Below are 22,524 nucleotides of genomic sequence, written 5' to 3'. Positions count from 1 at the left end.
TCGCGGCATTCACCCGACTTACGATCCTTTGTAATGAATGCCGCTGTGGATGCCGACAGGCCTCGCCCCCAGGTCGCCGTCGTGGTCATCGGCTACGACGACGCCGCCCATGTGACGGACGCCGTGCGCTCGGCGCTCGCGCAGGGCCCGGCCGTGCGCGAGGTCGTGGCCGTCGACGACTGCTCGACGGACGGCAGCGCCGGCCTCCTCGACCGGCTCGCCGCGTCGGAGCCCCGCCTGAGGGTGATCCGCCGCCGGGTCAACAGCGGCGGCTGCGGCACCCCGCGCAACACCGGGCTCGACGCGGTGACCTCGCCGTACGTGATGTTCCTGGACAGCGACGACGTCCTGCCGCCCGGCGCGGTCGACGCGCTGCTCGGGGCCGCGACGGGCGCGCACGCGGAGGTCGCGGGCGGTCTGTGCGTACGCCGGGAGCTGCCGTCGGGGCGTGAAGTGCCCTGGCAGGCGCGCCTCTACGCGCTCCACGCCGTGGTACCGCGCCCCGCGCTGCGACCGCACCTGGTCCAGGACCCGCTCTGCGTCAACAAGCTCTACCGCACCGACTTCCTGCGCGAGCACGGCATCCGCTTCCCCGAGGGCCGCTTCCCGTACGAGGACATCGTCTTCAGCGCGCGTGTGCTGGCCGCGGACCCACGTATCGCCCTGGTCCCGGACCTGGTGTACGTCTGGCACGTGCGCTGGTCCGCCGAGCGGCTGTCGATCTCCCTGGACCGAACCGGCGTCGGCAACTGGCGGGCCCGTACGGAGGCGTGCCGACAGGCGTACGAGACCCTGCTGAGCGCCGGGCAGAAGGAACTCGCGCGGGCCGCGCGGGCCAGGTTTCTCGACCACGAGCTGCGGATGTACGTGCGCGAGCTGGGGTTGCGTGACGCCGCCTACCGGCGCGCGTGGTGGGAGGTGACGCGGGCGCATCTCGCGGAGTACGACGCCGACGACTGGGCGCGCGACCCGGCCGCTCCGGGCCGGCTGGCCGGGCGGGTCGTGCTGGCCTCCCCGGAGCCGTGCGACCTGCCCCGGCTGCGGGAACTGGCGGCCCGTCCGGCCCGGCTCTGTCCGCCGTACGCCCGTGCCGCGGACGGCACGCCCGTCTGGTCGGACGACCTCCCGCAGGTCTCCCTGGAGCCCCTGCTGACCCGGCCGGTGCGCGCGCTGCCCCTCGCCGTGGACGCGGAGCTGCGGCCACGCGCGCGGGGCGCCCGGCTGCGGCTGCGCCTGCACGAGCTGTACGGCCGGGTGGCGCGGGCGGGCCCGGAGGCGGTGGAGGTGGAGTGGCGGCACCGGGACGACGGGGAGGTCACCGTCCGCGCCACGACCCGGTTCACCGAGGCCGCCGACGGCTGGTCGTCCGAGGCGGACCTCGACCTCCCCGCGCTGGCGGCGCTCGGTACGGGCATCTGGGACCTGCGCCTTCGCCTCCGCTTCCGTGACGGGGTGAGCCGCGAGGTCTCGGCGCACGCGCTCGCGGGCGCCGGCCTGCTGCGCCGCAGTGCCGTACCGAGCGCCCGCCACGGCGTGGTGCTCGTGCAGCCGTACGCCACCCACTCCGGCGCGCTGGCGCTACGGGTGGCGCCCGGCGTGCGCGGCGTACTGTCCGTCGCACGCGCGAGACTGCGGCGCCTGCTTCACTGAAAGCCGCCTGCTTCACTGAGAACACGACGGGCCAACTGACGAGGGGACGGTCGCACATGACCTGGTTGATCACCGGCGGCGCCGGCTACATCGGCGCGCACGTCGTACGGGCGATGACCGCGGCGGGAGAAGGGGCCGTGGTCTACGACGACCTGTCCACCGGTATCGCCGGGCGGGTGCCCGAGGGGGTGCCGCTGGTGGTGGGCTCGACGCTGGACGCCGAGCGGCTCGCGGGCGTCCTCGCGGACCACTCGGTCACCGGTGTCGTCCATCTCGCGGCGAAGAAGCAGGTGGGCGAGTCGGTCGAGCAGCCGCTGCGCTACTACCGGGAGAACGTCGAGGGCCTGCGGATCCTGCTGGACGCGGTGACGGCGGCGAAGGTGCCGTCCTTCGTGTTCTCCTCCTCGGCGGCGGTGTACGGCATGCCGGATGTGGACCTGGTCACGGAGGAGACGCCCTGCGTGCCGATGTCGCCCTACGGCGAGACGAAGCTGGCCGGTGAGTGGCTGGTCCGGGCGACGGGCCGGGCGAGCGGCCTGTCGACGGCGTCGCTGCGCTACTTCAACGTGGCGGGCGCGGCGAGCCCGGAGCTCGCGGACACCGGGGTCTTCAACCTCGTGCCCATGGTCTTCGAGAAGCTCACGGAGGACGCGCCGCCGCGCGTCTTCGGCGACGACTACGCGACCCCGGACGGCACCTGCGTACGCGACTACATCCACGTCGTCGACCTGGCCGAGGCCCATGTCGCGGCGGCCCGGGCGCTGCGCTCCTCCCCCGGCCGCGACCTCACGCTCAACATCGGCCGGGGCGAGGGCGTCTCCGTACGCGAGATGATCGACCGCATCAACGCCATCACCGGCTACGACCGCCCGCCCACGGTCTGCCCCCGCCGCCCCGGCGACCCGGCCCGCGTCGTCGCCTCGGCCGACCTCACCGCCACGGAACTGGGCTGGAAGGCCCGGCACGACATCCAGGACATGATCACGTCGGCCTGGGAAGGGTGGGTTCGGCTGCACCCCGAGGCGAGGCGGGGCTGAACCTGTAGGCGGGGCGGGCCTAAGCCGCGTCACCTACCGGCAAGGCGGCCTCTCACAACGCCCGCAACGCCCCCGCCGTGGCCCGGGCCAGTGATCCCAGGTACCCCTGCGGGAGCTTCGGGCTGCGGATGACCACCGAGCGCCAGTACAGGGGGCCCGAGATCAGGTCGAGGGCCAGGTCGTGGTCGAGGCCCTCGCGGAGCTCGCCGCGGCGTTCCGCTGCCGTGACGATGCCGGTCGCGACGCCGTCCTGGCCCTCGCGCAGGGCCTTCTGGAGGGCCTCGGCGATCTCGGCGTTGCGGGCCGCCTCGGCCTGGAGGTCGGGGATGATCTGCGAGGCGACGGGGTGGCGCAGGGCGCGGGACGTCACCTCGTACAGCAGCCGCAGGTCGCCCTCCAGGGAGCCGGTGTCCGGCGCGGGCAGGCCCTGCACGGCGAGCGCCGAGACGATGTCGAGCACGAGGTGCAGCTTCGAGCGCCAGCGGCGGTACACCGCCGTCTTCCCGACGCCCGCCCGGCGCGCGATCCCCTCGATGGACATCCGCGCGTAGCCGACGGCCGCGAGCTCCTCGAACACGGCCGCCCGGATCGCGTCCGTCACATCCTCCCGCAGCACGGCCGCCCCCGCGGGGGCCCGGCGGCGCGGACGCGGCTGCGACTGCGACTGCTGCGGCGGCGGCTCGTCGGCGTTCGCGTTCGTCGTCATGCCGACAGCATAGGGGCGTCACGACGAAACGGTTGCGTTCCGACGTCCGCAAGGCCTACGCTCGCGTTGCGACGATACGGTCCCGTCCCGACGTAAGAATTCGTGAAGAGTCTGGTAAAAACCTCACTTTCCCGCTCCTCACGACCCCGGGCCCCACACCCCCCGAACCTCCCCCGAACGAAAGCAGCGGATGTGAGCCAGGTCCTCGACACACCGCCCCAGCCACCGACCCCGGCCCCGGCTCCCGCCGGCGACGACCTCGCGGCCCTCGCCGCCCGCCACGGCCTCTCGGTCAGCGGCGCCCGGCCCTCCCTGCCCGCGTACGTCCGGCAGCTGTGGGCCCGCCGCCACTTCATCACCGCGTTCGCCACCGCCAAGCTCACCGCCCAGTACAGCCAGGCGAAGCTGGGCCAGGTGTGGCAGGTGATGACCCCGCTGCTGAACGCGGCGGTCTACTACTTCATCTTCGGCGTCCTGCTCGGCACCAAGCACGGCGTGCCGGACTACATCCCGTTCCTGGTCACGGGCGTGTTCATCTGGACGTTCACACAGAGCTCGATCATGGCGGGCACCCGCGCCATCTCCGGCAACCTCGGCCTCGTCCGCGCCCTGCACTTCCCGCGCGCCGCCCTGCCCCTGTCGTTCTGCCTCCAGCAGCTCCAGCAGCTGCTGTTCTCGATGGGCGCCTTGGTCGTCATCCTGCTCTGCTTCGGAGTGCCGGTCGGCGTGTCCTGGCTGCTGGCGCTGCCGGCGCTGTTCCTGCAGTTCACGTTCAACGCGGGCGTCTCCATGGTCATGGCCAGGATGGGCGCCAAGACGCCGGACATCGCCCAGCTGATGCCGTTCGTGCTGCGTACCTGGATGTACGTCTCGGGTGTCATGTGGAGCATCGACAAGCTGGCCGACAAGGACAGCCTGCCGCGCGCCGTGACGATCCTGCTGGAGACCAACCCGGCCGCGATCTACATCGACCTGATGCGCTTCGCCCTGATCGACAGCTTCCACGCGAGCCAGCTCCCGGCCCACGTGTGGGCGCTCGCCGCCGGATGGGCCCTGGTCGCCGGAGTCGGCGGCTTCATCTACTTCTGGAAGGCTGAGGAGACGTACGGCCGTGGCTGACAACCTCAACGAAAAGGTCCCCACCGTCCCCACCATCCCCACCGTCGTCGCCGACGGCGTCGACATCGTCTACCGCGTCAACGGCACCGGCGCCGGACGCGGCTCCGCGACCGCCGCCCTCAACCGCATCGTGCGCCGCAAGAAGACCGAGAAGGCGGCCGGTGTGCGCCGGGTGCATGCCGTGCGGAACGTGTCCTTCGTCGCGTACAAGGGCGAGGCCATCGGCCTGATCGGCACCAACGGCTCCGGCAAGTCGACCCTGCTGAAGGCCGTCGCCGGACTCCTCCCCGTGGAGAACGGCCGTATCTACACCCACGGCCAGCCCTCCCTGCTCGGCGTCAACGCGGCTCTGATGAACGACCTGACCGGCGAGCGCAACGTGCACCTCGGCGGCCTGGCCATGGGCATGTCCCGCGAGCAGATCCGGGACCGCTACGAGGAGATCGTCGACTTCTCCGGCATCAACGAGAAGGGCGACTTCATCACCCTGCCGATGCGCACGTACTCCTCCGGCATGGCCGCGCGGCTGCGGTTCTCCATCGCCGCCGCCAAGGACCACGACGTCCTGCTGATCGACGAGGCGCTGGCCACCGGCGACCGCTCCTTCCAGAAGCGCTCCGAGCAGCGCATCCGCGAGCTGCGCAAGCACGCGGGCACGGTGTTCCTGGTCAGCCACAACAACAAGTCGATCCGCGACACCTGCGACCGGGTGCTGTGGCTGGAGCGCGGCGAGCTGCTCATGGACGGGCCGACGGAGGACGTCCTCAAGGAGTACGAGGCGTTCACCGGGGACAAGTCCGCGAAGCCCAAGCCCAAGCCGGAGACGAAGGTTCCCGTTCGCTCGTGAGGCGTACTCCGGTCGGCCGTTTTGTCGTATTGATGACACGATGACCGCATACGGTGCACCGGCGTGAAGGAGCCCTCGCGATGGCCGAGCTCAGCCTCATCGTCCACGGGGCGAACGTTCAGGACCATCTGACGGAACTCCTCGACTCCCTCGCCGCGCATCCCCTCCCCGACGCCGAGGTGATCGTGGCCGCGGTCGGCGACTGGGCCCGGGAGACGGCCGAGCGGCACACCCCGGACGTCCAGGTGCTGCCGGTGCCGGACGGCATGGGCGACGCGGCGGCCCGGGCGGCGGGCGCGGCCCGGGCCTCGGGCCGCTGGCTGCACTTCGTCCACGCCAAGGACGGCCTGCCCGCCGGCGCCCCGCGCACGGTCGCCGAGCGGGTGGCCGAACTGCCCGCCGAGGTGGACGTCCTGCTCCTCGACCACGTCCGCAGCACCTGGCACACCTCCGGCATGCCCTCCCCGAACGGCTCCCTGCTGGCCCGGGCGGGCCGCGCCGATGTCGCCCTCGACGTCTGCGCGCCCCTGTTGCGCCTCACCCCGCTGCTCGGCACCCGCGTCCTGCGCGCGGACTTCTGGCGGGCGCACGAGCAGCAGCTCACCACCGACGACGAGCCGCACGCCGCCCTGGCCGCCCTGCTGCTCGCCGACCGCGTCGCCTGCCTGCCGCACGTCGCCTACGAGGACCGCGCCCTGCGCCCCGCGAGCCTGCCGCCGGTCACTCCCGAGCAGCGCTACGGCCTCGTCGAGCGCTACGAGTCCCTCCTCGACCTCACCCGGGGCCGCCCCACAGCCCACGCCGTCCTCTACGACGTCATGGTCCGCGACTGCCTGCGCGTCTTCGCACGCGGCGGCATGGAGGAGGAGGTCGCCCGGGAGTTCTTCCGCCGGGCGTCCCTGGCCGCCCTGCGCCGCCGCCCCGAGGGCTACAGCCGCCCCGCCGGTCTCGAAGGCGTCCGCCGCTCCCTGCTCGAAGAGGGCGCCTACGGCAGGTACCGGGCCTTCCAGGCCGTCAACCGCACCCGCCGCACCGCCAGGTCGGCCGTACGGAGCCGCAAGCGCCAGGCCGGCGCCAAGCTCCGCGACCACCAGTACCGCCGGGCACTCGCCCGCCCGGTCGACCCCCACCTCGCGGTGTTCGCGGCGTACTGGAACCGCGGCGTCGCCTGCAACCCCGCCGCCATCGCCGCCGAGCTCTCCGAACTCGCCCCGCAGATCCACCCGGTGTGGGTGGTCACCCAGGAGAACGAGGCCCTCCTCCCCCCTGGCACCGACCATGTCGTGCCCGGCAGCCGCCGCTACTGGGAGGTGCTGGCGACCGCCAAGTACCTCGTCAACAACGTCAACTTCCCGGGCGCGGTGGTCAAACGCCCGGACGCGATCCATGTCCAGACCCACCACGGCACGCCCCTGAAGCGCATGGGCCTGGACCAGATGGCGTACCCGGCCGCCGCGCAGGGCCTGGACTTCAAGGCGCTGCTGGAGCGCATCGACAAGTGGGACTACAGCGTCTCCGCCAACAGCCACACCACCCGTATGTGGGAGCGCGCGTATCCCTCGCACTACGTCTCCCTCGACCACGGCTATCCGCGCAACGACGTCTACTACACGGCCACGGCCGACGACATCCGCGCCGTCCGCGACCGCCTCGGCATCGACCCGGGCCGCCGGGCCGTCCTCTACGCGCCGACCCACCGCGACTACGAGGCAGGCTGGACCCCGCGCCTGGACCTCGCCGCCCTCGCCGACCGCCTCGGCGATGACACCGTCCTGCTCGTGCGCGGCCACTACTTCTACGGCGGCGCGGCCTCCCCGCTCACCAACCTGCGCCGCACGGGCCGGATCATCGACGTCTCCTCCTACGACCCGGTCGAGGATCTGTGCCTGGCGGCGGACGCCCTGGTCACGGACTACTCCTCGATCATGTTCGACTACGCCAACCTCGACCGGCCGATCGTGATCCACGCCGACGACTGGGAGACGTACCGCACCACCCGTGGCGTCTACTTCGACCTGATGGCGGAGGCGCCGGGCCCGGTCGCCCGCACCCAGCAGGAACTGACGGAGATCCTCACCACCGAGGCCTGGCGCGACGAGGGCGCGGCGAAGACCCGGGCCGCCTTCCGGCGCCGGTTCTGCGAGTACGACGACGGACGCGCCGCCGAGCGCGTCGTACGCCGGGTCTTCCTCGGCCAGGACGAACGCTCCCTGCCGCCGGTGCTGCCGCTCGATGCACGTACCCCGGCCCCGACCCCGCAGGAGGCGACCGCATGAGCACCCCCGACGTCACCGTGACGGTCATCGTCTACAACGACGCCGAACGCCTCCCGCGCGCGGTCGACTCGGTCCGCCGGCAGACCCACGCGAACGTCGAGATCATCATCAGCGACGACCACTCCACGGACGGAAGCGCGGAGGTGGCACGGCGTCTCGCGGCCCAGGACCCCCGCGTCCGCCATCTCCGCCTGGAGCGGAACAGCGGCGGCTGCAGCGTCCCGCGCAACCGCGCCCTGGACATCGCCCGCGCGCCGTACCTGATGTTCCTCGACAGCGACGACGAACTCCCCGACGACGCCGTCGCCCTGCTGCTCGCCGCGCACCGCGAACGCGAGATCGACTTCGCGATGGGGGCGGTGCGGCGGGTCCGGGTGGACAACGGCCGCCGCTCGACCTGGATGCCGCACCTGGTCGCCGAGCGCCGCACCCTCGACGGCATCGCGGCCGACCCGCGCCTGCTCTTCGAGCACCTGGCGACGAGCAAGATGTACGCCCGCGCCTTCCTCGACCGGCACGGCCTGCGCTTCCCCGAGGGCGTCCACTACGAGGACCAGCTGTTCTCGGCGCAGGCGTACTGCCTGGCCAAGCGCTTCACGATCGTCCCGGAGCCGGTCTACCGCTGGTACGTGGCGCCCTACGCCGCCTCCGAGGCCGCCTCGATATCGAACCAGCGGCACAAGCTCGCCAACGTCCGCGACCGTGTCCACGTCCAGCACCTCATCGACGCGTTCCTGTCCGAGAGCGGCCACGAGTCGCTGCGCGAGGACAAGGACCACAAGTTCCTGAAGCACGACTTCCGGATGTACGCCGGTGACCTGCCCTACCGGGACGAGGCATGGCTGGCGTCCTTCGCGGACCTGGTCACCCCGTACCTCGACACGCTCGCCCCCGGCGCGTTCGCCCGCCTCCCGCGCGCCGAACGCGTCGTCCTCCAGCTGATCCGCGACCGCCGCCTGCCGGAGGCCCGGCTTGCGGCACGAGGCCTGGGCCACGGCGTGGGGCCGAGGCAGATCACGACGGACGGGGAGGGCCGCACGTACTGGGGCGACCGCGTCCCGGACTCCGAGTGGGCCCGCCGCGAACTGGACATCTCCGACCTGGATCTGGAGACCCGTCCCTTCCCGAGCGCGCAGTTCCGCCACGAGATCACGGAGATCACCCGGGGCCCGGGCGCCTCCGTCGACCTCGCGATCCGCACGTACGACCCGGCCCTGCGCCTGCCCGTCGGCCCCCAGCGCGCCACGCTCCTCATCGCCCCCGGCGGCCACCGCGTCCACGTCCACTTCCGCCTCTCCCCGGTCAGCCCCGGCGTCTTCGAGGGCCACGCCCACCTCGACCTCGGAGCAGCGCTGCTCCCCTTCTACGGCTTCTCCGGAGTCCGCCACCCCCTGCTCCGCCTGCAACACCAGGGCGTCTCGCACACCGGCCTCCTCCTGGCCCCCCTGACCTTCCCCGCCTTCACCACCCAGGTCCCCCACCACCACCTGACCCTGGAACCCGAAGGCCACAACCCCGGCCGCCTCCAGGCCCGCTGGGAACCCACGGGAGCCACAGCAAACCTGATCCGCCCCACAGTCCGCCGCCTGGCCCGCCCCCGGGTAAAGCGAGCAGCCCGCTTGGTGGCAAGCGCACTGCGCTGAGCTGAGCTGCGCTGCGCTGCTGATCCGCGCTGCGGGCATGCGTCCCGCCCCACCCCGCTACGGGCATGCGTGCCGCTAGGGGCGGCACGGGTGGCCGCAGCGGCACCCCGCTCCGCCGAGCTGCGGCCGAGCTGCGGCCGAGCTGCGGCCGAGCTGCGGGCAATCGTGCCGCTAAGGGCGGCACGGGTGGGCGCAGCGGCACCCCGCTCCGCCGGGTTGCGGACCCACCCGCCCCCAGCACCAACCGCCCCGGCACCCCAACGCGGATAAGAACAACTCCCTCACCCCCGCCCAACCTCACCGCACCACCGCGTACAACACCTGCCCCCCAGGCCCCCGCCCCACCTCCCGCAACCCCACCCCCCGCCGCCCATCCGCCCCCGTACCCATCACCCACCGCACCCCGTACTCCCGCAGAATCTCCCCCCGCTCCCCCTCCGACACCCCACCCCCGAAATACCTCCGCACCGCCTCCCCCCTCCGCCCCTCATCCGGCAGGAAGAAGTCGGGATACCCAGGCGCCACGGTGTACGCCCCATACGCCGGGATCTGCGCGGAAGGCCGCCCCTCCCGGGCCATCACCACATCCCCGTACTTCACCCACCGCGTCATCCACTGATACCCCACCCACGGCTCCCGGTACTTCTCCGCGACAGCCACCGGCAGATCCCCCGGCCGCACCACGTACCCCACCGTCCCCACCTGCGTCCATGCCCCCACAGCCAGCGCCACCCCCAGCACACACCCCCACCCCACCCGCACCGCCCGCCGCCCGGCCTCCCCCACCTCCAGAGCCACCGCGACCTGCGCCGGAATCAACACCGCCGGCAACACCCGCCCCCACGCGTACTGCCCACTCACCCCACCCACCGCCACCACCACGAACCCCAGCACGAAGAACAGCACCAGCGGATCCCACCGGTCCCGCCACCACCGCACCCCCAGGGCCACCACCCCGAGCAGCACCAGCCAGTACCGCCCGAACAGGTCCTCGTACAGCGGCCGATGCACCGACTCCAGCCCGTCCCACGCCCCGACCAGCGCGAAGAAGTCGTAGTACGGCCACACCAGCAGCACCACGAGCCCCAGCACCACCCCACACCCCAGCCGCCCCCACACCGCCCGCCCCGGCCGCGCGGCGAGCACCGTCGCGACCGCCCCCAGCGAGGCCACCACCCCGGAGAACTGGTGGCACAGCAGGATCACCGCCCACAGCACCCCCAGCCCGAGCCACACCCCCCACCCCCCGTCCTCCCGTACCGCCCGCCCCAGCCAGGCCCAGAGGTGAAACGCCAGCCCCAATGTGAAGACGCTCGGGTACGACACCGTCAGGGCGAGCGAGTTGAGCCCGTAGAAGCCGCTCCAGTTGAAGAGCGCCGTCCCCCACAGCAACAGCAGGCTCAGCAAGGCCGGCGCGGGTGCGGCCCGCCGGTCGCTCAGCGTCCGCACATACCGCCACACCCCTGTCACCAGCAGCCCGAGCCCGGCGAACGCCCCGATCCGCAGCACCCAGAAGACCGACAGATCACTCACCCGCGCGACGCAGCCGAGCACCACCATCCAGGGCGAGTAGTACGGACTCGGCGTGTCCGCGTCGACGAGGGGATTGCCGGGGTCCAGGAGGTTGTGCCGGAGCCGCTGGACGGTCGCCGCGTGCACACCGAGATCCCCGGCCCAGGGCAGCCGGACGATCACGAGGATCAGCAGCACGACGACCGCCACGGCGGCCACCACGGCGGCGGCCTGCGCGACGAGAGCGGGTCTCACGGCACAAGCCTCAGCCCGAAACGGTCAGTCCTCCACTCGAACCGCCCAGAGACCCGCGAGGAACCTGAGGCATGCGAAAGGCGCCCCGGACCGAAACCGGCCCGGGGCGCCCAAGAGGCCGTACCCCTACGAGTGCGTGCGCAGCAGCGTCCTCATCGTGCGCATCGCCACCGACAGGTTGGCGAGATCGAACGCGTCGGAGCCCTGGATCTCCTCCAGCGTGGTGCGGGCCCGGCCGAGGATCGCCGCGTTCTTCTGCTCCCACGCCTTGTAGCGCTGCTCGGGCGTCGAGGTGCCGTTGCCCACCGCCAGGACGTCGGCGGTCAGCGCCGCGTGCGCCGCGTACAGGTCCTCACGGATCGCCGCACGGGCCATGGACTGCCAGCGGTCGGCGCGGGGCAGCTCGATGATGCGGTCCATGAGCTGGGTGATGCGCAGCCGGTCGGCGAGGTCGTAGTAGACCTCGGCGACGTCCAGCGGCTCCCGGTCCATGCGGTCCGCGACCGAGACGATGTCGACCGTCGGGAAGGCGGAGGAGAATCCGGCCACCCGGGTGGCGAGTTCGTCCGGGACACCGACACCCGTCAGCTCGTCGAAGATCTTCTGGTACCACTCCAGGTCGGCGCCGCGCAGCAGATTCGGCAGCTGTCCCCAGACCTGCTCGACCCGGTCGGCGAAGAAGTCGACCGTCTCAGCGAGTTCCAGCGGCTGCGGCCGGTTGTTGAGCAGCCAGCGCGTGCCCCGTTCCACCAGGCGGCGCGCATGCAGCCGGATGCGGGTCTGGACCTCGGCCTCGACCTTGTTGTCGAGCGCCTCCACCCCGTCCCACACCGAGCCCTGGCGGAAGATCGCCCGGGCCGCGGTCTGCGCCCGCACGATCTCCTCGAGCGACGCCCCGGTCTCCTCGCGCAGACGGTGCAGATACGTCGTACCGCCCGTGTTGACCGTGTCGTTGACCAGGACGGTCGTGGTGATCTCGCGGCGCAGCGGGTGGCTGACGAGGTACTCGGGGAACTGCTCGCGCAGCTCGGTCGGGAAGTACGCGTGCAGCAGGGTGCTCAGGTACGGGTCGTCCGGCAGCGAGGTGTGCAGCAGCTCCTCTGCGACCGTGATCTTCGTGTACGCCAGGAGTACGGCCGTCTCCGGGCCGGTCAGACCCTGGCCCTGGGCGAGCCGCTCGCGGATCTGCCGGTCGGTGGGCAGGAACTCCAGCGCCCGGTTGAGGTGGCCCTCCCTGACCAGGTGCTTCATGAAGCGCTGCTGGGCGTGGAGCATGGAGCCGGACTGGGCGAGGGCGTTGGCGATCGCCGTGTTCTGCGCGTAGTTGTTGCGCAGCACCAGGCGGCCGACCTCGTCGGTCATCTCGGCGAGCAGCTTGTTGCGCTGCTTGACGGTCATGTCGCCGTCCGCGACGAGGCCGTTGAGCAGGATCTTGATGTTCACCTCGTGGTCGGAGGTGTCCACACCGGCGCTGTTGTCGATGGCGTCGGTGTTGATCCGGCCGCCGTGCAGCGCGAACTCGATCCGGCCGAGCTGGGTCAGGCCCAGGTTGCCGCCCTCGCCGACGACCTTGACGCGCAGGTCCTTGCCGTCGACGCGGATGGCGTCGTTGGCCTTGTCACCGACGTCCGCGTTCGACTCGGCCGAGGACTTGACGTACGTACCGATGCCGCCGTTCCACAGCAGGTCGACCTGCGCCTTGAAGATCGCCTTCATCAGGTCGGCCGGGGTCAGCTTGGTGACCTTGCCCTCGATGCCGAGGGCCTCGCGGATGTGCGCGTTGACCGGGATCGCCTTGGCCGTACGGGGGAAGATGCCGCCGCCGGCCGACAGCAGCTCCTTGTTGTAGTCCTCCCAGCTGGAGCGGGGCAGCTCGAACAGGCGGCGGCGCTCGGCGTAGGAGGTGGCGGCGTCCGGGTTCGGGTCGATGAAGATGTGCCGGTGGTCGAAGGCGGCCACCAGCCGGATGTGCTCGGAGAGCAGCATGCCGTTGCCGAACACGTCACCGGACATGTCGCCGATGCCGACGACCGTGAAGTCCTCGGTCTGGGTGTCCACGCCCAGCTCCCGGAAGTGCCGCTTGACGGACTCCCAGGCGCCGCGGGCGGTGATGCCCATGCCCTTGTGGTCGTAGCCGGCGGAGCCGCCGGAGGCGAAGGCGTCGCCGAGCCAGAAGTTGTAGTTCTCGGCGACCCCGTTGGCGATGTCGGAGAAGGTCGCCGTGCCCTTGTCTGCGGCGACGACGAGGTAGGTGTCCTCCTCGTCGTGCCGGACGACGTCCGCCGGGGGCACGACCTCGCCGGCCACCATGTTGTCGGTGATGTCGAGCAGCGCGGAGATGAACGTCTTGTAGCTCGCGACGCCCTCGGCCAGCCACGCGTCCCGGTCGACGCTCGGGTCGGGCAGCTGCTTGGCGACGAAGCCGCCCTTGGCGCCGACCGGCACGATGACGGTGTTCTTCACCATCTGCGCCTTGACCAGGCCGAGGATCTCGGTGCGGAAGTCCTCACGCCGGTCGGACCAGCGCAGACCACCGCGCGCGACCTTGCCGAACCTGAGGTGCACACCCTCGACGCGCGGCGAGTACACCCAGATCTCGAACGCCGGACGCGGCGCCGGGAGGTCGGGGATGGCCTGCGGGTCGAACTTCATGGAGACGTAGTCGTGCGGCTTGCCGCCCGCCGCCTCCTGGAAGAAGTTGGTGCGCAGGGTCGCCTTGATGACGGTGAGGAAGGACCGCAGGATCCGGTCCTCGTCCAGACTCGCGACCTGGTCGAGGGCCGCGTCGACCTCCTCCAGCAGCGCGTCCACGATCTCGTGTCCCGCGCGCTGCCGGTCCGGCGACATCCGCGCCTCGAACAGGGAGACGAGCAGCCTGGTGGTGTGGACGTTGTTGCGGAGGGTGTCCTCCATGTAGTCCTGGCTGAACGTCGAAGCCGCCTGGCGCAGGTACTTCGCGTACGCCCGCAGCACCATCGCCTGGCGCCAGGTGAGGCCGGCGCTCAGCACGAGGGAGTTGAAGCCGTCGTTCTCGGCCTTGCCGGTCCAGGTGGCGGCGAAGGCGTCCTGGAAGCGCTCGCGGGCGTCGTCGCCGAGGTAGTCCCCGCCACCGTTCTGCGAGCGCGGCATGCGCATGCCGAAGTCGTAGATCCAGGCCACGCTGCGGTCGGGGCAGCGCAGGTCGTACGGCCGCTCGTCCACGACCTCGACGCCGAGCCGGTTGAGGACCGGCAGCACGGCCGAGAGGGAGATGGCGTCGCCCGTGCGGTAGATCTTGAAGCGGCGCTCCTCGGGGGCGGCGCCCACTGGCTCGTACAGGCTGAGCGCGAAGTCCTTGCCCTCCTCGGCGTTCAGCTGCTCGAGGTGGACGAGGTCGGCGACCGCGGCGCGCGGGTTGTGGTCGGCCTTGTAGCCCTCGGGGAAGGCGTGCGCGTACCGGCGCATCAGTTCGGCCGCGCGCTCCTCGCCGAGCTCGGCGTTGAGCGCCTCGGCGAAGGCGTCCTCCCAGGAGCGGGCGGCCTCCACCAGCCGGGCCTCGATGCGGTCCTTGTCGGAGTCGGACAGCTCCGGCAGCTCGGTGCCCTGCGGGACCCGGACCACGAAGTGCAGCCGGGAGAGGATCGACTCGGTGTTCCAGGCGGTGAAGTCGACGCTGATGCCGCCCAGTTCCTCCTTCAGGATCTCGATGATCCTGAGGCGTACGGCCGTGGTGTAGCGGTCGCGCGGGAGGTAGACGAGGGCGGAGTAGTAGCGGCCGTACTCGTCCTGGCGCAGGTAGAGCCTCAGCCGCCTGCGCTCCTGGAGGTAGAGAACGGAGGTGACGATGGACCGCAGCTCGTCGACGGGGGTCTGGAAGAGCTCGTCGCGCGGGTAGGTCTCCAGGATCTGGAGCAGGTCGCGTCCGTCGTGGCTGTTGGGCGAGAACCCGGCGCGCTCCAGGACGTCCGCGACCTTGCGCCGGATGACGGGGACGCGGCGCACGGACTCGGTGTACGCGGCGGAGGAGAACAGCCCGAGGAAGCGCCGCTCGCCGACGACATTGCCGTCGGCGTCGAACTTCTTCACCCCGATGTAGTCCAGGTACGACGGCCGGTGCACGGTCGCCCTGCTGTTCGCCTTGGTCAGGACGAGCAGCTTGTGCTCGCGCGCCTTGGCCCGGGCGTCGGCGGGCAGCCGCTCGAACGACGGGCTGACCGGGTGGCTCTCCTCGGCGGCGTGCTGCGGGTCCGCGCGCAGTATGCCGAGCCCGGTGCCGGGGACGGCGGCCAGGGAGTCGTCGTCGCGCAGCTGGTACTCGCGGTAGCCGAGGAACGTGAAGTGGTCGTCGGCCAGCCAGCGCAGCAGCTCGCGGGCCTCCTCGACCTGCGGTCCGGGCAGGTCGCCGGGGATGGACTCGTCCGGCAGCCCCTCCGCCAGCCGGGTCGCCGCCTCCCGCATCTTGCCCCAGTCCTCGACGGCCTCACGGGCGTCGGACAGCACGCGCAGCAGGTCGGCGGTGATCTGCTTCAGATCGGACCGGTCCGTCTCGCGGTCGGTCTCCACGTGGATCCAGGACTCGACGTGCGCGTCGTGCGGGAGGTCGCCGGCGCCGGTCGCGGGCGTGGGCAGCACCTCGATGAGCTTGCCGGTCACATCGCGCCGCACCACGAACTGCGGGTGGATGACGACGTGGATCCCGCGTCCCTGCCGGGTCAGCTCATTGGTGACGGAGTCGACGAGGAAGGGCATGTCGTCGGTGACGACCTCGACGACGGTGTGGCTGCACGTCCACCCGTTCTCTTCCACGGTGGGCGTGTGAACCCGCACGTTGGCCGTGCCCTGGGGGCGGTTCTCGGCCAGCCGGTAGTGGGATACGGCGGCTCCGAAGACATCGACCGGGTCGCGGTCGGCAAGGTCCCACGGGGCCGTGTGCAGGTAGTAACGCTGGAGGAACGAGATCAGGGACTCGCGGTCCGGGGCTTCCTGGGCGTCTGGGGTCTCCTCGCCCGTCGACCCGGTCGGTAGGTGCCCCCCGACCGGGCTGTTCTCAGCAACCCGGGCGGCCCTCTCGAGCAACTCGGCCTTGGCTTCGTCCAGCTTGGTCTGCATTGTCCTCTGGCTCCTGTCGCGCGCCGTTGCGTGACGTAGAAGGAAGTACGGTCTCTGCGCTGACGACGTCACGCCGTGACACGGGGTATCCGGTCTGTTCCGACGCTATGCCGCCAGAGGAGAGGAGCGGGGGTGTCTGAGCCATTCTTGAGCTGCCCCACGGGTGTGACGCTGCTCTCTGCGACGCCTCGGTCCCGGTGGTGCTCGGCGTCCCGGGAGTCATCGATGCCCCGTACCGCCCGCGAAGACCAGCGACCGCCGCCCGGTCACGGATGTGGTCCGTGCACTCCGGGCGCAGGGCAGGGACGACGACGTCCCCGCGAACTATCGCGCTGATCACGCCACCAAGGCTATCGCTCCTTACAGGGGCCCCGTCATGAGCCGTATGTGTACAAAACCAGGCCAGGAAGTTTGACGTTCTGCACAGTCGGCACCCCGCTCCGGGCATGCGTGCCGCTGGGGGCGGCACGGGTGGGCGCAGCGGCACCCCGCTACGCCGGGCTGCGAAACGCCCCGCCCCCAGCACCGACGCCGAGCACCTTGGGCTACGCCGCCAGCCGCTCCGCCTCAGCGACCGCTTCCTCCAGCGTGTCCACGACCGGCACGCCCACCGCCTCAAGACTCACCCGACTGTGCGACCCCCCGGTGTACAACACGGCCCGAGCCCCCACATGCAGCGCGGCCACCGCATCATCCGCCGCATCCCCGATCACCACGGTCCGCCCCGCCTCCACCCCCGCCAGCGACGCGAGATGCCGCACCATGTGCTCGGCCTTACTGCCCCCGGAAGGGCCGGTCCGCCCGTCCACCCGTATGAAGTGCGCCTCGATCCCGAACCCCCGCACCAACGGCACGAGCTCTTCGTGCCCGTACATGCTCAGAATCGACTGGCTGCGCCCCGCCGACCGCCACCCCGACAGCAGCTCCACGGCCCCCACCGTCAGCCCGCACGCCGCGCGGTGCTCGGTGTAGTACCGGTGGAAGATCTCATCCATGAGCTCCCACTCGGCCTCGGTCGGCAGCCGCCCCAGCAGCCGCTCGTAGAACTTCGGCACCGGCACGCAGTACAGCTCCCGGTACTTCTCCAGCGTCAGCGACTCCAGCCCCAGCTCGGCGAAGGCCGCGTTCGTCGCCCCGATGATCGCGTCGATGTCATGGAACAGCGTGCCGTTCCAGTCCCAGACAATGTGCGCGCCCGTCTTCATCCCCATGCCCGAAAACGTACCCGCACCCACTGACAATCAAGAGAACAGCGCCTCAACGCGCCCCCGGCGCCCGGGCCCGCGGACCGCTCAGTCCCCCTGCCCCACCAGGTTCGGAATCTCCTGCGTGGCGAACCACAGCAGCTCGTGATCCTCCGCACCGTCCACGACGAACTGCGCGTCGTCGTCCCCGGCGTCCGCCGCCCCCAGCGCCGCGGCAGCAGCCGTCACATCGGCCTCAGCGTCATCCGCGTCGACATGCACGGCCGCCGCCTTGGCCAGCGCCACGGCCCCCGAGACCCGCACCTCCCCCAGTGCCCCCTGATCGAGCCCCCGGTCGGGATCGGCATGCGCGGCCCGGTCGGGCACGTCCAAGGCCACCACGACCCGGCGCCGCGGCACCCCCGGCTCCATCGCCAGCATCCGCAACGAGGCCAGCGCGGCCCGGTTCAGCGCCGCGTACTCCAGTTCCTCGATGTCGTCGGAGACATACCACTCACGCAGCGCGGGCGTCACGGCGTACGCCACGAACGGCCCGGCTCCCAGCTCACCCGTTTTGTACGCCTCGGCGAGACCGGGGAGGGTCAGGGGCACGTAGACACGCATGGCTGGCCGCTTTCGTGGTCGGTTCAGGTCGGAGGGCCCGGGAAGGCCCCGGAGGGCCTCCAGGATACGTGCGGGGGTCCCCTTTCGAGTTCCCGCCCGTGACGCCGGACGCGTCCACCCCGGGCTCGGAATTCACCCGGCACACCCCCGCCCTGACGGGCCCCTCAGCCTCCGAATCACCCAGATAGGTGAACAATCCTGCGCCCCCGACCCGAGGCCCCCTGCCTTGCCCCTGCCCCCGTCCGCCCCGTACAAGATCACCAACCCGAAGTTACTCACGGGTATCACCGGCCCACGAAACGGGGACCCCCCATGCACAAGGTCATGACCAGGGCACAACACCGCCGGCCCGGCCACCCTCCGCCCCACCGCCCCGGCGACACCACCTCACGCACTCCCAGCACCACCACCCCGCGAACTCCCGACGACACCGCTCCACGCACCCCCGGCGACGCCTCCTCACACACCCCCAGCACCACCACCCCGCGCCCGCCCAGCGGCGCAGCCCCTCCGCGCACCCCCGGCGACGCCTCCTCACACGCCCTCAGCAGCACCACCCCACACACCCCCGGAGCAACCACCCCGCACACTCCCGGCGCCACCGCTCCACGAACTCCCGACGGCACCGCTCGGCGAACCCCCGGCGACACGTCCCCGCACACCCCCGGCAGCACCACCCCCCGCACCCCCAGCGACACCACCCCGCGCACCCTCGCCAGCACCGCTCGCCGAACTCCCAGCAGCACCACCTCACACACCCACGGCGCCACCGCTCCCCGCACCCCCGACAGCACCACCTCACGCACCCCCAGCACCACCACCCCGCGCCCGCCCAGCGGCGCAGCCCCTCCGCGCACCCCCGGCGGAGGCCACGCCCGCACCACGGCCGCCGGAGACCGTCCCCCGGCCCCCGGCCGCGCCAAGAAGGCCCACACCCGCCCCGCGGACAACCGCCCACCGACCCCCTCCCGCACCCGCACACCCCGCACCGGCGCCGGCACCACCACCGCCACCACCACCCGCGCAACACCCCGGCCGACGCCCCGCACCCCCACGGACACCGCACCCCGCGTCCCGGCCCAGAGCCCCCGCCGGCCGATCCCCCAGCCGCTCCTGCCCACCGACCTCTTCGCCGACCTCCTGCTCGCCGTGCTCAGCGGACGTCGCCCCGTCCACTCGATGCTCCGCCACACCCGGGGCCGCGCCTACGACGAACTGGCCTGGCTCGCCGAACGCGGCCCCCTGCGCACCCGCGGCGCCCGCCCCGTCATCCGGGACATCGGCTGGTTCGAACCCCGCGCCGGCGCCATCGAGGCCTTCGCCCGCATCGGCGCCGGCGACCGCCTCCGCGCCATGGCCTTCCGTCTGGAACTCGGCCAGGACCTCCGCTGGCGCTGCACGGCGGTGGAACTGGGCGGCCCCCGCCCACCCCAGGCGGAGGCCGACTGAGGGACGCGCCGGCCGAGGCAACGGACGCCCGGCCGGCCCACCCCAAGCCGAAGGGCCGGACACCCTCGGGTGTCCGGCCCTTCAAGCCGCTACGGTGCCTCGGCCACCGTCACTTCTTACGGCGCCCCCGGCCCTTCGCCTGCTTCCGGCGCTCCGCGCGCGTGAGGCCGTCGGACTCGGAACGCGCCGGCTCGCCGTCCTCGGTGAAGTCACCCTCGATGGTGCCGCCCTCACCGTCGACCGTCGGCGCGGAGAAGTGGAGGTTGCGCCGCTGCGGGACGTCGAGCCCCTTGGCACGGATCTCCGGCCGGGAGCCCGCCTGCGCCGGCACCGCGTCCTGCTTCTCCAGGTCGGCCACCGGCTTGGTGTCCTCGACCGGAACCTCCTCGACCTGCTGCTCGACCTGGACCTCCAGGTTGAACAGGTAGCCGACGGACTCCTCCTTGATGCCCTCCATCATTGCGGTGAACATGTCGAAGCCCTCGCGCTGGTACTCGACCAGCGGGTCCTTCTGCGCCATCGCGCGCAGGCCGATGCCCTCCTGGAGGTAGTCCATCTCGTAGAGGTGCTCGCGCCACTTGCGGTCCAGGACCGACAGCACGACCCGGCGCTCCAGCTCACGCATGATCTCGGAGCCGAGCTGCGCCTCACGCTCCTCGTACTGCTCGTGGATGTCGTCCTTGATGGAGTCGCCGATGAACTCGGCGGTCAGGCCCGCCCGGTCGCCGGCGGCCTCCTCCAGCTCCTCGATCGTGATCTTGGACGGGTACAGCTGCTTGAAGGCACCCCACAGCCGGTCGAGGTCCCAGTCCTCGGGGAAGCCCTCGGCCGTCTCCGCCTGGACGTAGGCGTCGATGGTGTCGTCCATGAAGTGCTGCACCTGCTCGTGCAGGTCCTCGCCCTCCAGGACGCGGCGCCGCTCGCCGTAGATGACCTCACGCTGGCGGTTGAGGACCTCGTCGTACTTGAGGACGTTCTTACGGGTCTCGAAGTTCTGCTGCTCGACCTGCGACTGGGCGGAGGCGATCGCGCGCGTGACCATCTTGTTCTCGATCGGCACGTCGTCGGGGACGTTCGCCATCGACATCACACGCTCGACCATCTGGGCCTTGAACAGCCGCATCAGGTCGTCGCCGAGCGAGAGGTAGAAGCGGGACTCGCCCGGGTCGCCCTGACGGCCGGAACGACCGCGCAGCTGGTTGTCGATCCGCCGCGACTCGTGGCGCTCGGTGCCCAGCACGTAGAGCCCGCCGAGCTTCTCGACCTCGTCCTTCTCGGCCTGGACGGCCTTCTCGGCCCGCTTGAGCGCCTCGGGCAGGGCGTGCGCCCACTCCTCGATGTGCTCCTCGGGGTCGAGGCCGCGCTGACGCAGCTCCGCCTCGGCGAGGTCCTCGGGGTTGCCGCCGAGCTTGATGTCCGTACCACGGCCGGCCATGTTCGTGGCCACGGTGACGGAGCCCTTGCGGCCGGCCTGGGCGACGATCGTCGCCTCACGGTCGTGCTGCTTGGCGTTCAGCACCTCGTGCTGGATGCCGCGCTTGCTGAGCTGCTGCGAGAGGTACTCGGACTTCTCGACCGAGGTCGTGCCGACGAGGATCGGCTGCCCCTTGCGGTGCTTCTCCTCGATGTCGTCGACGACCGCCTCGAACTTGGCGACCTCGGTCCGGTAGATCAGGTCCGACTGGTCCTTGCGGACCATCGGCCGGTTGGTCGGGATCGGCACCACACCGAGCTTGTAGATCTGGTGGAACTCGGCGGCCTCGGTCATGGCCGTACCGGTCATGCCGCACAGGCCGGGCTGTTCCTTCTCGTTGTGGTCGTGGCGCTTGTAGAGGCGGAAGAAGTTCTGGAGGGTGATCGTGGCGAGCGTCTGGTTCTCGTCCTTGATCGGCACCCCTTCCTTCGCCTCGATCGCCTGGTGCATGCCCTCGTTGTAGCGGCGGCCGGCGAGGATACGTCCGGTGTGCTCGTCGACGATCATGACCTCGTCGTCGATGATGACGTAGTCCTTGTCCTTCTTGAAGAGCTCCTTGGCCTTGATGGCGTTGTTCAGGTAGCCCACCAGCGGCGTGTTCACCGACTCGTAGAGGTTGTCGATGCCCAGCCAGTCCTCGACCTTGGCGACACCGGACTCGTGGATGGCGACCGTGCGCTTCTTCTCGTCGACGTCGTAGTCGCCGGTCTCCTCGAGGCCCTTGAGCGGCTGGCCGGCCTCGCCGCGCTTGAGGCGCTTCACCAGCTTGGCGAAGTCCCCGTACCACTTGGTGGCCTGGTCGGCCGGGCCGGAGATGATCAGCGGCGTACGGGCCTCGTCGATGAGGATGGAGTCGACCTCGTCGACAATGGCGAAGTTGTGGCCGCGCTGGACGAGCTCGTCCTGGGACCACGCCATGTTGTCGCGGAGGTAGTCGAAGCCGAACTCGTTGTTCGTGCCGTACGTGATGTCGGAGGCGTACTGCTCGCGGCGCTGAGCCGGCGTCATGTTGGCCAGGATGCAGCCGACCTCGAGGCCCAGGAACCGGTGGACGCGGCCCATCATCTCGGAGTCGCGCTCGGCCAGGTAGTCGTTGACCGTGATGATGTGGACGCCCTTGCCGGACAGGGCGTTCAGATACGCCGGCAGCGTGCCGACGAGGGTCTTGCCCTCACCGGTCTTCATCTCTGCCACGTAGCCCATGTGCAGGGCGGCGCCGCCCATCATCTGCACGTCGTAGTGACGCTGGCCGAGGACGCGCTTGGCGGCCTCGCGAACGGTGGCGAACGCCTCGGGCAGCAGGTCGTCCAGGGTCTCGCCGTCGGCGTAGCGCTGCTTGTACTCATCCGTGAGGGCGCGCAGCTCGGCGTCGGAGAGGTCGACGAAGTCCTCTTCGATGGAGTTGACCTGGTCCGCGATGCGGTGCAGCTTGCGCAGGATCTTGCCTTCGCCTGCACGCATGATCTTCGAGAGGACGGACACGGGGGTTGGTCTCCTTGCCGGTCGGGCCTGGGACGGTCGGTTACCACTTGACTTACTGAGCAACGGCCATCGTATGCGAGGACCCCACCGCGCCGGGAGGGCCTGCCGTGACGGCGACCGTGCGCTGCTTCAATTCTGATTCGTCTGCTTCAAAGGGGACAACGTCCGGGCGCCGCGG

General features: G+C 71.1%; 13 protein-coding genes. 7 read left to right on the top strand and 6 right to left on the bottom strand.

Annotated features, from left to right (window positions below; all coding sequences use genetic code 11):
* Positions 1-33 precede the first annotated feature (33 nt).
* Together ACZ6I3_RS17280 and galE are read left to right on the top strand one after the other, a co-directional pair.
* A complete protein-coding gene (locus ACZ6I3_RS17280) occupies positions 34-1,650 on the top strand; it encodes a glycosyltransferase family 2 protein (protein WP_469415439.1) in 1,617 nt (538 codons plus the stop codon).
* A gap of 56 nt (positions 1,651-1,706) precedes the next feature.
* Positions 1,707-2,687 carry a UDP-glucose 4-epimerase GalE gene (gene galE, locus ACZ6I3_RS17275; RefSeq protein WP_469415437.1) on the top strand — a complete coding sequence of 327 codons (981 nt, stop codon included), beginning with the start codon at positions 1,707-1,709 and terminating at the stop codon, positions 2,685-2,687.
* Positions 2,688-2,739: 52 nt separating this feature from the next.
* Here galE and ACZ6I3_RS17270 read toward each other — a convergent pair whose 3' ends face one another.
* Positions 2,740-3,393: a TetR/AcrR family transcriptional regulator gene (locus tag ACZ6I3_RS17270; RefSeq protein WP_469415435.1), complete on the bottom strand. Its 654-nt coding sequence runs from the start codon at positions 3,391-3,393 to the stop codon at positions 2,740-2,742.
* A gap of 192 nt (positions 3,394-3,585) precedes the next feature.
* Between ACZ6I3_RS17270 and ACZ6I3_RS17265 the strand changes: the two genes are divergently transcribed.
* The 4 genes from ACZ6I3_RS17265 to ACZ6I3_RS17250 all read left to right on the top strand — a co-directional run bounded on the left by ACZ6I3_RS17265 (position 3,586) and on the right by ACZ6I3_RS17250 (position 9,278).
* Positions 3,586-4,512: an ABC transporter permease gene (locus tag ACZ6I3_RS17265; protein ID WP_469415434.1), complete on the top strand. Its 927-nt coding sequence runs from the start codon at positions 3,586-3,588 to the stop codon at positions 4,510-4,512.
* Complete coding sequence (locus ACZ6I3_RS17260) at positions 4,487-5,359, top strand: ABC transporter ATP-binding protein (protein ID WP_469415700.1); 873 nt, start codon at positions 4,487-4,489, stop codon at positions 5,357-5,359. The genes ACZ6I3_RS17265 and ACZ6I3_RS17260 overlap by 26 nt, the downstream gene beginning before the upstream one ends.
* Positions 5,360-5,439: 80 nt before the next feature.
* Positions 5,440-7,635: a CDP-glycerol glycerophosphotransferase family protein gene (locus ACZ6I3_RS17255; RefSeq protein WP_469415433.1), complete on the top strand. Its 2,196-nt coding sequence runs from the start codon at positions 5,440-5,442 to the stop codon at positions 7,633-7,635.
* Positions 7,632-9,278 (top strand): glycosyltransferase family 2 protein, encoded by a 1,647-nt coding sequence (locus ACZ6I3_RS17250; protein ID WP_469415432.1) that lies wholly within the window; start codon positions 7,632-7,634, stop codon positions 9,276-9,278. Before ACZ6I3_RS17255 ends, ACZ6I3_RS17250 begins: the two co-directional genes overlap by 4 nt.
* Positions 9,279-9,575: 297 nt before the next feature.
* On the opposite strand, the gene ACZ6I3_RS17245 is transcribed toward ACZ6I3_RS17250, so the two are convergent.
* The 4 genes from ACZ6I3_RS17245 to ACZ6I3_RS17230 form a co-directional block, all read right to left on the bottom strand.
* Positions 9,576-11,045, bottom strand: coding sequence for a hypothetical protein (locus ACZ6I3_RS17245; RefSeq protein ID WP_469415430.1), 1,470 nt, complete (start codon positions 11,043-11,045; stop codon positions 9,576-9,578).
* Positions 11,046-11,171: 126 nt separating this feature from the next.
* On the bottom strand, positions 11,172-16,133 hold the full coding sequence (locus ACZ6I3_RS17240; RefSeq protein WP_469415428.1) for an NAD-glutamate dehydrogenase: 4,962 nt from the start codon (positions 16,131-16,133) through the stop codon (positions 11,172-11,174).
* Between the two features lie 545 nt (positions 16,134-16,678).
* Complete coding sequence (locus tag ACZ6I3_RS17235; RefSeq protein ID WP_469415427.1) at positions 16,679-17,344, bottom strand: HAD family hydrolase; 666 nt, start codon at positions 17,342-17,344, stop codon at positions 16,679-16,681.
* An 81-nt stretch (positions 17,345-17,425) separates the two neighbouring features.
* Complete coding sequence (locus ACZ6I3_RS17230) at positions 17,426-17,941, bottom strand: DUF6912 family protein (protein WP_469415426.1); 516 nt, start codon at positions 17,939-17,941, stop codon at positions 17,426-17,428.
* A 324-nt stretch (positions 17,942-18,265) separates the two neighbouring features.
* Between ACZ6I3_RS17230 and ACZ6I3_RS17225 the strand changes: the two genes are divergently transcribed.
* The gene (locus tag ACZ6I3_RS17225; protein ID WP_469415425.1) at positions 18,266-19,390 is read left to right on the top strand and encodes an Rv3235 family protein; all 1,125 of its coding nucleotides are present in this window, start codon (positions 18,266-18,268) and stop codon (positions 19,388-19,390) included.
* Positions 19,391-19,499: 109 nt separating this feature from the next.
* On the opposite strand, the gene secA is transcribed toward ACZ6I3_RS17225, so the two are convergent.
* Entirely contained in the window at positions 19,500-22,346 is a 2,847-nt protein-coding gene (gene secA, locus ACZ6I3_RS17220; protein ID WP_469415424.1) for a preprotein translocase subunit SecA, read from the bottom strand.
* Positions 22,347-22,524 lie beyond the last annotated feature (178 nt).

This window comes from Streptomyces sp. NPDC041940, assembly GCF_055589465.1.
This window is presented reverse-complemented; position numbering and strand designations above follow the sequence as displayed.

Bases quoted from the DNA above. Each gene is read 5' to 3' on its own strand.
- ACZ6I3_RS17280 (WP_469415439.1), top strand. From the start codon at position 34: ATGAATGCCGCTGTGGATGCCGACAGGCCTCGCCCCCAGGTCGCCGTC.
- galE (WP_469415437.1), top strand. From the start codon at position 1,707: ATGACCTGGTTGATCACCGGCGGCGCCGGCTACATCGGCGCGCACGTC.
- ACZ6I3_RS17270 (WP_469415435.1), bottom strand. From the start codon at position 3,393: ATGACGACGAACGCGAACGCCGACGAGCCGCCGCCGCAGCAGTCGCAG.
- ACZ6I3_RS17255 (WP_469415433.1), top strand. From the start codon at position 5,440: ATGGCCGAGCTCAGCCTCATCGTCCACGGGGCGAACGTTCAGGACCAT.
- ACZ6I3_RS17250 (WP_469415432.1), top strand. From the start codon at position 7,632: ATGAGCACCCCCGACGTCACCGTGACGGTCATCGTCTACAACGACGCC.
- ACZ6I3_RS17240 (WP_469415428.1), bottom strand. From the start codon at position 16,133: ATGCAGACCAAGCTGGACGAAGCCAAGGCCGAGTTGCTCGAGAGGGCC.
- ACZ6I3_RS17235 (WP_469415427.1), bottom strand. From the start codon at position 17,344: ATGGGGATGAAGACGGGCGCGCACATTGTCTGGGACTGGAACGGCACG.
- ACZ6I3_RS17230 (WP_469415426.1), bottom strand. From the start codon at position 17,941: ATGCGTGTCTACGTGCCCCTGACCCTCCCCGGTCTCGCCGAGGCGTAC.
- ACZ6I3_RS17225 (WP_469415425.1), top strand. From the start codon at position 18,266: ATGACCAGGGCACAACACCGCCGGCCCGGCCACCCTCCGCCCCACCGC.